Genomic DNA, 14,687 nt, shown 5'->3' on the forward strand with positions numbered 1-14,687 from the left:
CAAGGTTCTGCGGGCTTCAGCCCACCGGGCGCACTGATTTTAACGCCCTATGGCGGGAATTCGAGCGAGGAGAGAGCGATGATACATCCATCACAACGCCTCATCCGCGTGAAATCCGACATCCACGACCTGTCAGGTGCAGGTCAGCATGCGCATGCGTCACACGCCACCCGCACCGCGGCCGCCCCACAGCCATAGCACCCGCAGCAACTGCGGGCGCCAGGCCAGCGTGAAGGCAACCAGCAGTGCCCCGGCGGTGAGCGCCATGGCCCATACCAGCGACGCGATCGTCGCGTGATCGGCAAGATTGCACAGGACAAGCGAGAGCAGGAGGGCAATGCCCCCTGCCACACGCAACAGGCGGCGTACGCCAGGCATGGGCTTGCCGCAGCGGTGCACCTGTTGCCAGTGGGCATCCATCGCCAGCGCCAGCCATGCGAACCCGGCGATGCTGCACAGCACGGCACCAGCAAGCAGGAGTTCGTCAGACAATGACCGTCTCCCGTTTGGCGGCCCGCGTTGGGGACCGATCCGCTTCCGTCGTTTCCCCCTGACCGATCCTGCGCGCCGCGAACATGGCGGCGGCGGCGGCAGCGAGCAGGGACAGGTCCATCCCGGCGACCGGCCAGTAGCCGATACCGATGGTGCGCAGGAGATGATCGCCGGTGGTGATCCAGTTGAGCAGCACCGCAGCGACGGCCATGAAAGCCACGGCCCAGCATTGTTCACGCCATGCCGGGTTGATCTTGCCCACCGCTACCGGGGCGCTGCGGGCGAAGGCATGCAGCATGGCCAGCGCCCAGCCGGTCCAGAACAGGTATATCTGGAGAGCGTCGCGCGGCGGCCAGCCGGCGAGCGGCATCTCCGGCAGCAGGCGGTTGGCGTTGAGGATGCTCAGGGTGGCGATCAGCATGCCGGTGATCATGGTGACGGCCAGCGCATCGACCATCCGGCTGCCCTGGCTGCCGGTCCGGGCATGCTGCCTCTTGCGCTTCTCGACGAAGAAGATGAGGCCGGTGGCGATGCAGGCCGTGCCCATCAGGCCGCCCAGCACATAGAACCAGCGCAGCAGCCAGTGGCGGAAATGCTGAAGGTGGAGGCCGACCAGGAAGTCGGCGACCTTGCCCACGGCAGTCTGCGGGGGATCCTCGCGCAACACGTCCCCCGTGCTGGCCTTGAAGTGGATGCCGTCGCTCACATTCGCGATGCGGTCGGTGCCGGCGCGAAAGATGCTCACATAGCCATTGGCGTCGCCGACATGATTGATGCTGAGGGAGCCGACCTCGCCCGCCATGCCCTTCGCGGCCCAGCGCCGCTGCGCTTCGGCAACCATCGCATCCACGGAGGCCAGCGGTGCCGCCACACCCGCGCGGTCACGCGGCAATCCCGTTTCCTGTTCCTCGATCCTCTCGTGCAGTTCATGCAATGGTTCGAGCTGGGTATCCGTCACCGGGAAATAGGTATCGGCGAAAATCAGCAGCCCGGTCAGGGCGAAGAAGAAATGGAATGGCAGCGCCAGCACGCCGGTCATGTTGTGCAGGTCGAGAACGCTGCGCTGGATGTTCTTCTCCGGCCGGAACGTGAAGAACTCACGGAAGATCTTGCGATGCATGACCACGCCCGAGATCAGCGCCACCAGCATGATCAACCCGGCAAAGCCGACGATCCAGGTGCCAAGGTCCCTGCCGTTGGGTGTGAGGTCATACTCAAGGGTAAGATTGTAATGCAGCGGAAAGAAGAACTGGCTGCCGATCTTCAACTGGTCGTCAGGAAACACCGTACCGCTGCGCGGGTCGATGGTGCGATAGCCGAAGACGGAGTCGGGCACCCGCGCATTTGGCGTCTCCCATGACGCGTACATATTGAGAACCGGATCGCGGTGGGTGGTATACGCACCCCAGGAACTGGGATGATCCCAATGCGCGGGCAACGGCCCGTCGATCAGCATCCGGGCCTGCTCGAGGCTCTCCTGGTTGGGCTGGATACCCTTGAACACCGGGTGCAGCACCTTGTCGAACGAAGGCATGGGCTGCGACGCGAAGCGCGATGCCGGGATGGCCCAACGGTCGATCTCGCGATCGAAGACCGAGAGCGAACCGAAGAAGAAGACGACCATGAGCACAAAACCCAGCACAAGGCCGAACCATGTATGCACCCAGGTTGCGGCATGGCGAAAGCTCTGGAACATCGGCTACCCCTTAGGTCAGGCTCATCTGGATCAATGAGGCGGCGGCTGCCATCAGCGCGCCGCCGCCGACCATCACCACACCCACCCGCCAGGGGCTGCGGGCCGCAAAGGCCCACAGGAACGCCGCCGGATAGAGCAGGAGCGCCAGGATCGACCCCAGCGTCTCCCCGTCATGAAACGCCACCCCCAACGGAAACGTCCCTGCTGCGCACAGGGCGATCACGCCCCAGCAAAAGGCGTAACCGCCCAGGACCGCCAGCAGGATGCGGCCGGCAAGGGCAACGGGATGGCGGCGGGCGGCGGTTTCTGTTCGCATCGTCCGGATACTTCAGAGATCGATGCTGGCGGACAGCCGGAACGTGCGCGGCTCTCCCACGGTGAGTGAACCGTTGAAAAACACGCCTTGCCAGTAGTTCCTGTCGAACAGGTTGTTCACGCCGGCGCGGAACAGGACGGGCTTGCCACCGATCTCCGTCGCGTAGCGCGCGCCCAGGTCCAGCCGTGTCCATGACGGCAGGGTCAGCGCGTTGGTGTCGTCCACATACTGCGCGCCGGTGTAAAGGACATGCCCGTTCACCGCCAGGCCCGGCACACCCGGCACGTCCCAATCCAGGTCCAGGTTGGCTGTCCAGCGCGGCACGCCGGCCGCCCGATTTCCATCCAGCAGGCTGTCCTGAGTCCTGGTCAGCGTCGCTTCCAGGTAGGTCACCCCGCCCAGCATGCGCAGGCCGGGCGCCAGCTCGCCGAAGATCGTCCATTCGACGCCGCGGTTACGCTGCTCACCGTCCAGGCGCAGCGTGGGCAGCGGCGTGGTGCTGTCGTCGCTCAGCGTGTTCGGCTGCTTGATCTGGAACAGGCCCAGCGTGTTGGTGAAACTGCCCGTTTGCAGCTTGGCCCCGACCTCGATCTGCTTGGTCTTGTAGGGCGGAAAGACATTGCCGGCATTCTGGAAGCCATCATCGACCGTCGTGCCCTGCGACAGCCCCTCGATATAGTTTGCGTAGAGCGACAGGTCGTCGGTCGGCTTGGCCACCAGGCCGGCCATCGGCGTCCAGGCGCTGGCATCATATTCGGAGGTCACGGCGCCGGTAGTGTCGTCGAAATTCGTCGCCTTCACATTCTGCCGCCGCACGCCCAGGGTCAGCAGCATACGGTCGTCCATGAAGCCCAGCGTGTCGGCCAGTGCGAAGCCGCTGAGGGTGGTTTCCGAGGTCTTCGGGAGTTGGCCCGCCGGGAACGGAACAAGATAATCCGTGATGGGTGTGGGCCTGTAGATGTTGGTCGGATGGGGGGACGAGGCGAATGTAAAGCCACCGCCGCTCTCCCGGTTCAGATAGGAGGCGCTGACGGCCGGGGCATGGCTGACCGCACCGGTCTGGAACCAGCCCCGCAGGCCGGTTTCGGCACTTCTGGTCCTGGCGAACGATGGCGCGTCATCGCGGATCACGTCCCCGTCGCCATTGGCCAATATGTCCTGGACCCCGAAATTGACCGGCCCTTCAAACGCGTTGCGCTGTGCGCCCAGCTTGGCATAGACGGTCCAGAGGTCGCTGAAATCGTACTCGCTGCCAAGGATGACCGCTTCGGTCGTCTCCTTGCTCTGCGGAGCGTCCGGATACATGTTCGTGCTGGCGTCGGGTGCGTCTGGCACCGCCGTCAGCCCATTGGCGAGGAAGGCATTCAGGGTGCCGCCGCCATGCTGCTTTTCCTGCAGGCGATAGGCATCCAGCGACATGCGCAGGCGCTCGCCCCGGTAGTCCAGCGCCAGGGCGCCCAGCTCGCCCTCATTCTTCGCACCATCGATGAACCTGTCGCCATCCTTGTAGCGGCCGTTAAAACGCAGGCCCCATTCATTGTTGGCGCCGAAGCGGCGGCCCAGGTCCACCTGCACCCTCCCCAAGGCATCCGATTCCACGCCCAGCGTCAGGCGCGTCAAGGGTGTATCGTCGGCCCGCTTGGGCGCCAGGTTGATGGAGCCGCCCACAGCACCGCTGGGCGACATGCCGTAAAGCAGGGCGCTCGGCCCCTTGAGCACTTCCACCCTTTCGGCAAACTCCACCGAAAGGTTGCCGACGGCCGGCGCCATGCCCTGCAGCCCGTCGAACGTTACCGCACCGGGGGTGAGGCCGAAGCCGCGAATGTTGAAGGACGCATCGGCCAAGGTCCCCGATGGTGCCGTTTGCCGGACCGAGGGTTCATTCTTCAGGACATCCAGCACCGTCTGCGCCTGCTGATCCTCGATCAGTAGGGAGGTGTAGCTGGTGATGTTGAAGGGCGTGTCCATCACGTCTACGTTACCCAGCATGCCCAGCCGCCCGCCGCGCGCTACCTGCCCACCGGCATAGGGCGCGGGCAATTCGCCCGGTACCGGCCCGGTACCCGCCTCGACCTGCATCGTCGGCAGCATTACCACACCCGTTGACGCGGCCGCCGCAGGTGCCGGCCGCAGCGCATAGCTGCCGTCGGCCTGTCGCTCCACCTTCAGCCCCTGGCCGCGCACCAGTTCCGCAAACCCCTGATCGACGGTGAAACTGCCCGACAGGCCTGGGCTGTTCTTGCCCTGCGTCAGCGCCGCCGGGGCCGACAGGAACACGCCCGCCTCTTCGGCAAAGCGGTTGAGCGCCGCGGTGAGCGTGCTGACGGGAATGTCGAAGCGCCGCACCGGCTCGGCTGCGGTTTGCGCGTAGGCTCCCGGCGTCAGGGCGGTGGTCGCAAGCAGCGCGCCGGCAGTGGCCAGCTGTACCGCCAGCACCACAGGACGCAGGGCGGTATCGGGGAAGCGGGCAACGCGCCGGGGATGCAGGCCGAACGTGCGGTGACGGGACACGGAATGGTTCTCCTCAACGGATCACGATGACGTGAGGCGGCGTCAGATACGGATCGTCACCTCTCATCCATGGAATCGAGCGAGATCGAAAAAGGGGAACAGGGTCGGCGAAAAAATCCGCCGCATCGGATCGATATGGCCCATCCGCAGGCGGGCTCAGCGGGCCTCGACCGTGATCCACCAGGGCAGGCTGCGCCGCACGCGGATGGGCAGCGTCTGTTCCAGCATGGCAAGCGCCCGGTCGGGGTCGTTGGCCGGGTAGACGCCCATGACCTTGAGACCGGCCACCTCGGGCGCCACGCTGATATGGCCGTGGCGATAACGGCCCAGTTCCTCCAGCAGATCACCCAGCGGCATATTGTCGGCCGGCAGGCTGCCGCGGCTCCAGGCCTCGCGCATGCGGTCGGCATTCTCCAGCGCGGCGATGGTCCCGGCGTCGAACGCGGCGGCCTGGCCTGCTGTCACGCGCATGCTGCTGCCTTCCATGGTGCGGATGTCCACCGCATGCTCGAACACGTCCAGGCGGGTTCGTTCACCGGTCTGACGCACGGTGAAACGGGTGCCCAATGCCTGTAGCCGGCCGTGTCCGGTCTCGACATAGAAGGGCCGTTGCAGGCTGTCGGCGGCAGTCTGGATCAGAATCTCGCCCCCCAGCAGAACGACGCGGCGCTGATCGGCCCGGTAATCCATCTTCAGCGCGGTGCTTGTGTTGAGCCAGACGCGCGTGCCATCGGCCAGCACCAGTTCGCGACGCTCGCCGGTGCCGGTATGCTGGTCGGCCCGCAGTACCATCACCAGTTCGGGCAGGGGCGTCTGGTGCCAACCCATCCAGCCCAGAACGCCCAGGCCAACGGCACCGGCAAGTCTGTTGAGCGCCTGGCGGCGGCCCATGGCGGACGACCGGGCCGCTTCGACGCCGGCCACGGCAGCGGTGGTCCCCTGCCGGCCGTAGCCGCGCAGCGGCTCGAACTTGCGGCTGACATTTTCGATATGCGCCCAGGCGGCCCGGTTCTCGGACGACCGCGCAAGCCAGGCTTTCCAGGCGATCCGGTCGGCCTCGGCGACGCTCTCGTCACGCAGGGCCGCATACCATTGCGCGGCCTGTTCCAGGCTCTCGACGCTGGCACTGAGATTGGGCGCATTCGGCATCATGGTGGGATCAGCCGTCCAGGCCGGCATCGATGAGCGCGCATTGCAGCATGCCCTGCGCGACATATTTCTTCACCATCCGCTCGCACACGCCCAGTTCGGCCGCGATATCGCGGTAGGGCATGCCGTCGACCTGCGCCAGGATGAAGGCCCTGGCCGCCTTTTCGGACAGGCGGCCGAGGATGGTGCCGATTTCCAGCAGGGTCTCGATGACGATGGCCTGATGTTCGGGCGACGGCACCATCTCCTCGGGCAGCACCGCCAATGTGTGCAGCCATGCCTGCTCGACCTCGCGGCGGCGCCACAGATCGACGCACAGGCCACCGGCGGCAGTGCGAAGGTAGGCGCGGGCCTCGCCGAAGCTGGCGAACCCTTTGGCTGCCGGCCTGGCCAGCAGACGGACGAAGGTGTCATGGGCCAGATCCGACGCGTCCGACGCGTTGCCCAGCCGACGGTTCAGCCAGCCCTGCAGCCATCCGTGATGGTCGCGGTACAGTATCTCCAGCGAGGGAGAGGGGGCGTAGGCAGAAGCGCTCACCGGCAGTCCCCATACCGCTGGATGATCCGGCGGCCGTCACGAGGTTAATAGAGAAAATAATAATCACTCTTAATATCATACATGTTGCCGCTTTCCGGCAAGGGGGCAATTCACGAAAGGCGGCCATGCGCCGGCCAGGAGGGCTAGGCGCAATCGGTGCCCCGCCTCGCCGGCCGGATTGATGCCGAACGCCGCGCCAACGGCACCATCCTGGATGATTTTCTTCACGGCGGCCAAAGAAGAAACACCCCGCAAGAAACACCCGGAAGAATTCGATAGTCACACAATGAAAGGCGTTCTTGGTGACACCGGGTAAGGCGGAGGTGTCGTGACGCGTCAAGACTATGTCGCACCATGGGCAAAGCAGGCTGGTACCTTCAGATGACGAAAAACATTGGCTGCCCGATAACGGGCGCACATCCGAAGGGGGAAACCTATGCGAAGCTTCCGGGCCCAACTTTTCATCGGCGCAGCGATCACCTCGCTCGGCGTCACAGGCCTGGCGTCGGCCCAGACGGCAGCACCGGAGACGGTCGAACTGGAAGAGATCGTCGTCACCGCCCAGAAGCGCAGCGAGCGCCTGCTGGACGTGCCCATGTCGATCTCGGCAACCTCGGGCGAGCAGTTGCTGGCCGCCGGCATCAGTTCCACGGGCGACCTGGGGCAGATCAGCCCCGGTCTGGTCACGGTCAATAACGGCCTGTCCTTCACGCCCGCCGTGCGCGGCGTCTCCTCGGTCGGCACCTCGCCGGGTGATGAGACCAACGTGTCGCTCTATCTCGACGATGTCTATATGGGCGCGCCGCTGGCTGGCCTGTTCGACCTGAAGGACATCCAGCGGGTGGAAGTGCTGAAGGGCCCGCAAGGCACGCTGTTCGGCCGCAATGCCACGGGTGGTGCCGTGCGCATCGTCACACTGGCCCCCTCCTTCACGCCGCGCGCGGAAGTATCGGCCGGCTATGGCTTCGATTTCAAGGAGGTCAAGCTGGGCGCCTATGCGACCGGTGCCCTGGCCGACAATGTCGCGGGTTCGCTCAACCTCTACTACACGGATAATGACGGCTATATCAAAGGCATCGCCGGCAATCAGGGCAAGCGCTATGGCGTGAACGAGACCTTCTCCACCCGCGGCAAGCTGCTGTTCAACCTGGGCGATGATCTGGATGTGACTGTGGCCGCCGATTATTCCAACCGGCATGACAATGCCGTCTTCGCGCTGGCCCCGCATGACCGCCAGAACAGCAATCGCGGCAATGCCGCCGCCGTCATCGCCGGCCCCTTCGAATATGCCAGCGGTACCCAGCCCATCGTCGATGTCGAAGGTGGCGGCGGCAGCATCGATGCCAACTGGCAGGCCAACGATTATCTGCTGGTCCGGTCGATCAGCGCCTATCGCACCGTCGACGGCTATTACCAGACCGATACCGACCGCACCAACCTGCCCATCGGCGCGCTGGTCCTGCCGCAATATCAAGACACGTTCAGCCAGGAATTCAACTTCTCCGGCCCCGGCGATGACCGGTTGAGCTGGATCGCCGGGCTCTATTACTATCATTCCAAGGCCGGCAACCCGTTCTTCGCCTCCTTCAGCGGAAATGCGCCCAACGGCACCATCGTGGCGAACTATCGCAACAAGGTGATCACCGATAGCTATGCGGCGTTCGGCGAGGTGACCTGGAACGCCACCGACCGGCTGCACCTGACGGCCGGCGGCCGCTACACCACGGAAAGCAAGGATTTCACCTTCGCCGACATCGTGCGGGCAGCGGGGTTGCGGACCGGTACCGCCGACAAGACCTGGAACAGTTCCACCTATCGCCTGGTCGCCCGCTATGACCTGGCCGATGACTGGAACGTTTATGCCTCGGCCAGCAACGGCTTCAAGAGCGGCGTGTTCAATGCCGGCTCCCTGCCCGCCATTCCGGTGGAGCCGGAAAAGATCGATGCGCTGGAGGTCGGCATGAAAGGCCGCGTCGGGGGCGTCACCCTGACCGCCGCCGCCTTCAGCTATGACTATTCCAACATCCAGGTGCAGGGCCAGACCTTCATCGCCGGCGGCGCCTGGGTCATCACCTTGTCCAACGCGGCGGAAGCCAAGATCGAAGGGTTCGAGGTCGGGGCGTCGGGCAACCTGACCGACCATCTGTCCTTCGATGTCGGCCTGTCGGCCATGCCGACGGCCAAATATCAGAGCTTCCCGGGCGCCCAGGTCTTCATCCCCAACGCCACGGGCGGCACCACCAGCACCGTGCCCTATGACGCGTCGGGCAGCCGCATCATCCGTGCGCCGGAATGGCAGGCCAATGTCCGCCTGGCCTATAAGGACACCGTCGCCGAGGGCGATCTGGAGGCGTCGGTCAGCTATTCCTACAATGACGGCTTCTACTGGCAGCCGGGCAATTTCAGCCCGGAGGATAATTACGGCCTGGTCAATGGCCGCATCGCCTGGACCGAACCGTCCAGCACCCTGACCTATGCCGTCTGGGCCACCAACCTGCTGGATACGAAATACAGCATCTATACGGCCAGCACGGGCGTCGGCATCTCCGAGGCCCTGGCCAAGCCACGCCTGATCGGTGTGGATGTGACGGCACGCTTCTGATCCGAACATCCGCCAGGCGATGGCCGCGCCCACCAAGGTGGGTGCGGCCATTCCCGTCGGCAGGTACAAGGGCGGCGACATGGTCGGAGAGGATGAATGGGTTATCTGACGGAATTCCGGGCGAACTGGCGGGCGCTGGCAGCGGCCGGTATCGGCATGGCGGCGGGCTATCTGCTGGTGAATTATATCAGCAATGTCTTCACCCCCCATCTGATCCAGGAATTCGGCTGGTCACGCGCCGATCTGGCGCGGGTCGGCGCCACCGCCATCCTGGGCATCATCGGCCAGCCCATCGCCGGGCGCCTTACCGATGCGTTCGGCGTGCGCCGGGTGGCCTTGGTCGGGGTGATCACCGGCCCGCTGATCTTCTTCAGCCTAGCCATGCTGTCCGGCAGCCTGACCCATTATTTCCTGTTGTGCCTGGCGCAGGTCACCATTGTCGGCGGCACCACCAGCACCGTGGTCTATAGCCGTCTGATCGCCCAGAATTTCAGCCGGGCGCGCGGTGTGGCGCTGGCCATCGCCGCCTGCGCTACGCCGGCCGTGGCGGCCCTGGCCATCCCCTTCCTGTCCTCCTTCATCGACGCCCACGGCTGGCGCGCAGGGTATCAGTTGCTGGCTGGCTGTTCCGCCGTCGGTGGCGTGGTGGCATTGCTGCTGACCCCGTCCGGGGTCAAGGTCGCGAAACCTGCCGCCGGCCTGCGGTCGGACACGATCGCGCGCTATCGCTTCATCCTGGCCAGCCCGGCCTTCCGGCTGATCTTCACCGGCGTGGTGCTGGGCAACCTGTCCTGGACCCTGCAGACCGCGCAATTGAAGGTGCTGTTGCAGGATCACGGCATCGACGGGGCGACCAGTGCCTTGGCCCTGTCGCTCTATGCCATGGGGGTGATCGTCGGGCGGCTGCTCTGCGGCGTGCTGCTGGACCGGTTTCCGACATATGTGGTGACGGCCATCGCCATGGGGCTGCCCGGCATCGGGCTGGGCCTGCTGGCCACCGGCACCTCCAATCCCGTGATCGTCGCAGGGGCTGTCCTGCTGCTTGGCCTGTCGCTGGGGGCGGAAGGCGATGTGCTGGCCTATACCGTCATGCGCTATTTCAAGATCGAGATCTACAGCACGGTGCTGGGTCTGGTCCTGGCCGGATTGGCCCTGTCGGTGACGGTGGGCTCGCTGCTGCTGGGCACGATGCTGGACATCAGCGCCAACAGCTTCACCGCCTACCTGGCGCTGACCAGTGCGGCGGCACTGCTGGGCGGGGTGATGTTCCTGTTGCTGAAGCGGCAGCCGGTGGTGGCTTAACCCGTCCACACCGGACGCCGCTTCTCCGCAAACGCGCGCGGCCCTTCCTTCGCGTCGGCGCTGCGATAGGCGGTTTCAGACGCATGGCGGGCCGCGCACAGGGCGGCCGAGCGGCCCATCTCCGTGGACAGCATCACTGTCTCCCGCGCAGCCTTCACCGACAAGGGTGCGCCTTCCAGGATCTCCGCCGCCAGGGCCAGGGCGGTCGCCATCAGGTCTTCCGGCTCCGCGATCCGGTTGACCAGCCCGATCTCATAGGCGCGCTGCGCGCTGATCGGCCGGCCGGTCAGCAATATCTCCATCATGATCCGCTGCGGAATCATATGGATCAGCGGCGCCGCCCAGGGGGAACTGCGGCCCACCTTCACCTCCGTCACCGCGAACTGCGCCCGGCTGCTGGCCACGCACAAATCGCAGGCCTGGGCGATCATCCAGCCGCCGGCAAAGGCCACACCGTTCACGGCGGCGATGGTGGGCTTGCTCAGCTCAATGTTGTCGCCGGGCACGGGGAACATGTCACGCGGCGGCACTTCCAGACCCAGTTCCAGCATCTCCTTCAAATCACCACCGGCGCAGAAGGCCTTTTCCCCCGCTCCGGTCAGGATGGCGACACGCAGGGCAGGGTCATGCTCGAACCGTTCCCAGGCGGCGAACAGACCCTGGCGGATGTCACGCCCCAGGGCATTACGGCTTTCGGGCCGGTTCAGGGTGATGATGGCGATACCATCCCCCCGCGCCTCGAACAGGACGGCGTCACTCATCAGAAACCCCTTTTGCGGATGATATGGGCCGACCGGTCCAGTTCGTCCTGGAAATCCGGATGGGCGATGGCGGTCAGGCGGCGCGTACGCTCGGCCAGCCCCACGCCCTTCAATTCGGCGGCACCGAATTCCGTCACCACCACATCCACATCGGTGCGGGCCGTGGTGACGGGGCCGGAGAGAGCGGTGGTGATGCGGCTGACCTTGCCGCCCCGCGCCGTCGCCGGCAGGGCGATGATCGACCGGCCGCCGGGGGACCGGGCGCCGGCGCGCACGAAATCCACCTGCCCGCCCGCCCCGCCGATATAAAGATCGCCGCTCTGTTCGGCATTCACCTGGCCCGTCATATCGACCTCGATGGCGGAATTGATGCTGACCAGCCGTTCGATCCGCGACAGCACCCCGTCGCCATGGGTATGGGCGGAGTTGCGCATGCCCACCGCCGGGTTGCGGTGGACGAAATCATACAGCCGGCGGGTGCCGATCAGGGCGCCGGTGATGGAGATGCCGCGGTCAATGCTCTTGCGGGCATTGGTGACCACCCCCGCCTCCACCAGATCGACCAGCCCATCGCCAATCATGCCGGAATGGACACCCAGATCATGTCGATCCCCCAACAAACGCAAAATGGCGTCCGGCACGGCGCCGACGCCCGTCTGCAAGACCGTTCCGTCACCGATATAATCGGCTGCAAAGCGGGCGATGGCCAGGTCCGTCTCCCCGATCCGGGCTGGCGGCACCTCCACAGGATCACGGCTGACATGGATGGCAGCGTCGATGCGCGATGCCGGCAGCATGGCGTCGCCATGGGTGAAGGGCACGCGCTCATTCACCTCGGCGATCACCACCCGCGCCTTGGCCACGGCCGCCTGCACAAAATCATTGATCAGGCCGAAACTATGGTTGCCGTCGGCATCGGGCGGGCTGACCTGGACAAAGGCCACATCGCAGCCGATCAGGCCCTGGGCGATCATCGGCGCCACCTGCCCGACATGAGCCGGGATGACATCCAGCAGACCGGCCGCCGTCAGGGACCGCAGCGCGCCGATGGCGCCCATGCTGGACATCCGCACCCTGCCCGCCGCATCCGGGTTCAGCAGGCCGGAAAAGCTGGTGGCCGCGAACGCGGACAGATCGCCGATCCCGTCGGCCTGTTCAATCAGCGCCTCGATCAGGCTCGTCGGTTCCCCGCAGGCCTGGCCCCAGACGATGCGGTCGCCACGCCGCAGATACTGCGCCAGATCGATATTCACAACAGCCCTGCCTGACGCAACAGCGTCTGCGCCCGCGCCAGATAGGGCCGGTCCAGCATGCCGCCCTTGTAACCGATGGCGCCCACGCCAGGATTGGCGGCGAACAGGTCCACGATCTCGCGGGCCGCCTGGATATCGGCCTCATTCGGGCTGAAGGCTTCGTTGATCACCGCCACCTGGGCCGGATGGATGGCCAGCATGCCGCGATAGCCGTCGCGCCGCACCTGCTCCGCCCGGCGGAGCAGGCCCTCCAGGTCACGGAAATCGCCCTGGATGGTCTCCACCGGCAGCACCCCGGCCTTGGCCGCGCCCAGCAGACAGAGGGTACGGGCCAGCTGATAGGTGAAACCATAGCTGCCGTCCGGATTGCGGTTCTCCGACGCGCCCAGCGCATCGGCCAGATCCTCTGCCCCCCAGCTCATCGCCATCAGCCTTGGTGCCCCGGCATAGTCGCCCGTGGTGAACATGCCGTCCGCCGTCTCCGTCACCAGCGCCAGCACCGGCGTGGTGCCGCGCGTGATGCCGTTCGCCACCTCCAGCGCCGACAGATAATGGTCCAGCACCTCCAGATCGGCCCGCCCCCGCGCCTTGGGCAGCATGATGCCGCCGGGGGCCGCCGGCATCACGGCCGCCAGATCCTCCAGCGCCAGATCACTATCCAGCGGGTTGATCCGCACCCACAGCCGCTCCCGCCCATCCGTCCGGGCGCGCAGGAAATCCAGCACCAGGGTGCGGGCCTCGTGCTTCTTCTCGATGGCGACCGCGTCCTCCAGGTCGAAGATCACGATATCGGCCGGGCCGTCGGCGGCCTTCTCCATCTTGCGCGGGCTGTCGCCGGGTGCGAACAGCCAGGATCGGGCCTGGAAAGTGCTCTTCATCTCGGAAGCGCTCCTCAATAGGATTTGGGAAGGTCCAGGACCTTCTCGGCCAGGAAGTTCAGGATCATGTGCGGTGTGATGGGGGCCGTGCGCGGGATCAGGCATTCGCGCAGATACCGTTCCACATGATATTCCTGGGCATAGCCCATGCCGCCCAGGGTCAGCATTGCCGTATGGCAGGCCTCGAACGCCGCTTCGCCGGCCAGGTACTTGCCGGTATTGGCCTCGACCCCGCAATCCAGCCCTTGGTCGAACAGGGTAGCGGCCTTCATCACCATCAGATTGGCGGCCTCCAGCTGCGCCCAGCATTTGGCCAGCGGATGCTGGATGCCCTGGTTCATGCCGATGGGCCGGTTGAAGACGATGCGTTCGCGGGCATAGCGGGCGGCCCGCGCGATGGCGACACGGCCGATGCCCACGGCTTCCGCCCCGATCAGGATGCGTTCGGGGTTCATGCCGTGCAGGATGATCTTGAAACCTTGGCCTTCCGCGCCGATGCGGTCGGCGTCGGGCACCCACAAATCCTCGATGAACAGCATGTTGCTGTCCACCGCGTGCCTTCCCATCTTGTGGATCAGCCGTACATCGATCTTCGCCCGGTCCAGGTCGGTATAGAACAGCGACAGGCCATCGGTCTTGCGCTTCACCTGATCCAGCGGTGTGGTCCGGGCCAGCAGCAGCATCTTGTTGGCCACCTGCGCCGTGGAGATCCAGATCTTCTCCCCGTTGACCAGATAGCCGCCGTCGCGCTTTTCCGCGCGGGTGCGCAATTCGGTGGTGTTCAGGCCGGCATTGGGCTCCGTCACCGCGAAACAGACCCGATCCTCCCCGCGGATGATGGGGGGCAGGATGCGGTGCTTCTGCTCATGTGTGCCGAACAGGGCGACGGGCTGCAGGCTAAAAACCGGCATATGCACCGCCGACGCCCCGCTCATCCCGGCGCCTGATTCCGCGATGGCCTGCATCATCACGGCGGCCTCGGTGATGCCCAGGCCGGACCCGCCGACATCGGTCGGCATGGCGATGCCCAGCCAGCCGGCATCGACCAGGGATTGATAGAATTCATGCGGGAAGACCGCGTCGCGGTCGCGCGCCAGCCAGTAATCATCCGTGAACTGCGTACAATGCTTCAGGATGCTGTCGCGGATGCTGCGCTGGTCTTGCGTGAAGCTGAAATCCATGGGGTGAG

At 65.4% G+C, this 14,687-nt stretch carries 12 protein-coding genes; 2 read left to right on the forward strand and 10 right to left on the reverse strand.

What is annotated here, in order from left to right:
- Nucleotides 1-159: 159 nt before the first annotated feature.
- The 6 genes from AC1Q7F_RS06000 to AC1Q7F_RS06025 all read right to left on the reverse strand — a co-directional run bounded on the left by AC1Q7F_RS06000 (nucleotide 160) and on the right by AC1Q7F_RS06025 (nucleotide 6,702).
- Nucleotides 160-492, reverse strand: a complete 333-nt coding sequence (locus tag AC1Q7F_RS06000; protein ID WP_492504802.1) for a DUF3325 domain-containing protein — start codon at nucleotides 490-492, stop codon at nucleotides 160-162.
- On the reverse strand, nucleotides 485-2,188 hold the full coding sequence (locus tag AC1Q7F_RS06005) for a PepSY-associated TM helix domain-containing protein (protein WP_492504804.1): 1,704 nt from the start codon (nucleotides 2,186-2,188) through the stop codon (nucleotides 485-487). The genes AC1Q7F_RS06000 and AC1Q7F_RS06005 overlap by 8 nt, the downstream gene beginning before the upstream one ends.
- Before the next feature lie 10 nt (nucleotides 2,189-2,198).
- On the reverse strand, nucleotides 2,199-2,504 hold the full coding sequence (locus tag AC1Q7F_RS06010) for a hypothetical protein (RefSeq protein ID WP_492504806.1): 306 nt from the start codon (nucleotides 2,502-2,504) through the stop codon (nucleotides 2,199-2,201).
- 12 nt (nucleotides 2,505-2,516) lie between these two features.
- Complete coding sequence (locus AC1Q7F_RS06015; RefSeq protein WP_492504808.1) at nucleotides 2,517-5,015, reverse strand: TonB-dependent siderophore receptor; 2,499 nt, start codon at nucleotides 5,013-5,015, stop codon at nucleotides 2,517-2,519.
- A gap of 156 nt (nucleotides 5,016-5,171) precedes the next feature.
- Complete coding sequence (locus tag AC1Q7F_RS06020; protein ID WP_492504810.1) at nucleotides 5,172-6,167, reverse strand: FecR domain-containing protein; 996 nt, start codon at nucleotides 6,165-6,167, stop codon at nucleotides 5,172-5,174.
- Nucleotides 6,168-6,174: 7 nt separating this feature from the next.
- Complete coding sequence (locus tag AC1Q7F_RS06025) at nucleotides 6,175-6,702, reverse strand: sigma-70 family RNA polymerase sigma factor (RefSeq protein WP_492504812.1); 528 nt, start codon at nucleotides 6,700-6,702, stop codon at nucleotides 6,175-6,177.
- A gap of 436 nt (nucleotides 6,703-7,138) precedes the next feature.
- Between AC1Q7F_RS06025 and AC1Q7F_RS06030 the strand changes: the two genes are divergently transcribed.
- Together AC1Q7F_RS06030 and AC1Q7F_RS06035 are read left to right on the forward strand one after the other, a co-directional pair.
- Nucleotides 7,139-9,304 carry a TonB-dependent receptor gene (locus AC1Q7F_RS06030; protein ID WP_492504814.1) on the forward strand — a complete coding sequence of 722 codons (2,166 nt, stop codon included), beginning with the start codon at nucleotides 7,139-7,141 and terminating at the stop codon, nucleotides 9,302-9,304.
- Nucleotides 9,305-9,400: 96 nt separating this feature from the next.
- Complete coding sequence (locus tag AC1Q7F_RS06035) at nucleotides 9,401-10,606, forward strand: MFS transporter (protein ID WP_492504816.1); 1,206 nt, start codon at nucleotides 9,401-9,403, stop codon at nucleotides 10,604-10,606.
- On the opposite strand, the gene AC1Q7F_RS06040 is transcribed toward AC1Q7F_RS06035, so the two are convergent.
- From AC1Q7F_RS06040 to AC1Q7F_RS06055, 4 genes are read right to left on the reverse strand one after another with little or no spacing between them, the layout of a single operon-like run.
- Nucleotides 10,603-11,367 (reverse strand): enoyl-CoA hydratase-related protein, encoded by a 765-nt coding sequence (locus AC1Q7F_RS06040; RefSeq protein ID WP_492504818.1) that lies wholly within the window; start codon nucleotides 11,365-11,367, stop codon nucleotides 10,603-10,605. The two genes, AC1Q7F_RS06035 and AC1Q7F_RS06040, sit on opposite strands and share 4 nt — an antisense overlap.
- Nucleotides 11,367-12,620, reverse strand: a complete 1,254-nt coding sequence (locus tag AC1Q7F_RS06045) for an acetyl-CoA hydrolase/transferase family protein (protein WP_492504820.1) — start codon at nucleotides 12,618-12,620, stop codon at nucleotides 11,367-11,369. The genes AC1Q7F_RS06040 and AC1Q7F_RS06045 overlap by 1 nt, the downstream gene beginning before the upstream one ends.
- A complete protein-coding gene (locus tag AC1Q7F_RS06050; protein WP_492504822.1) occupies nucleotides 12,617-13,498 on the reverse strand; it encodes an HpcH/HpaI aldolase/citrate lyase family protein in 882 nt (293 codons plus the stop codon). Before AC1Q7F_RS06050 ends, AC1Q7F_RS06045 begins: the two co-directional genes overlap by 4 nt.
- 14 nt (nucleotides 13,499-13,512) lie before the next feature.
- Nucleotides 13,513-14,679 (reverse strand): acyl-CoA dehydrogenase family protein, encoded by a 1,167-nt coding sequence (locus AC1Q7F_RS06055; RefSeq protein ID WP_492504824.1) that lies wholly within the window; start codon nucleotides 14,677-14,679, stop codon nucleotides 13,513-13,515.
- Nucleotides 14,680-14,687: the final 8 nt, after the last annotated feature.

Source organism: Niveispirillum sp. GW835-FHT14G11 (assembly GCF_058793615.1).

Excerpts from the sequence above, each read along its gene's own strand:
- AC1Q7F_RS06005 (WP_492504804.1), bottom strand. The coding sequence starts at position 2,188 with ATGTTCCAGAGCTTTCGCCATGCCGCAACCTGGGTGCATACATGGTTC.
- AC1Q7F_RS06010 (WP_492504806.1), bottom strand. The coding sequence starts at position 2,504 with ATGCGAACAGAAACCGCCGCCCGCCGCCATCCCGTTGCCCTTGCCGGC.
- AC1Q7F_RS06020 (WP_492504810.1), bottom strand. The coding sequence starts at position 6,167 with ATGATGCCGAATGCGCCCAATCTCAGTGCCAGCGTCGAGAGCCTGGAA.
- AC1Q7F_RS06030 (WP_492504814.1), top strand. The coding sequence starts at position 7,139 with ATGCGAAGCTTCCGGGCCCAACTTTTCATCGGCGCAGCGATCACCTCG.
- AC1Q7F_RS06035 (WP_492504816.1), top strand. The coding sequence starts at position 9,401 with ATGGGTTATCTGACGGAATTCCGGGCGAACTGGCGGGCGCTGGCAGCG.
- AC1Q7F_RS06040 (WP_492504818.1), bottom strand. The coding sequence starts at position 11,367 with ATGAGTGACGCCGTCCTGTTCGAGGCGCGGGGGGATGGTATCGCCATC.
- AC1Q7F_RS06050 (WP_492504822.1), bottom strand. The coding sequence starts at position 13,498 with ATGAAGAGCACTTTCCAGGCCCGATCCTGGCTGTTCGCACCCGGCGAC.
- AC1Q7F_RS06055 (WP_492504824.1), bottom strand. The coding sequence starts at position 14,679 with ATGGATTTCAGCTTCACGCAAGACCAGCGCAGCATCCGCGACAGCATC.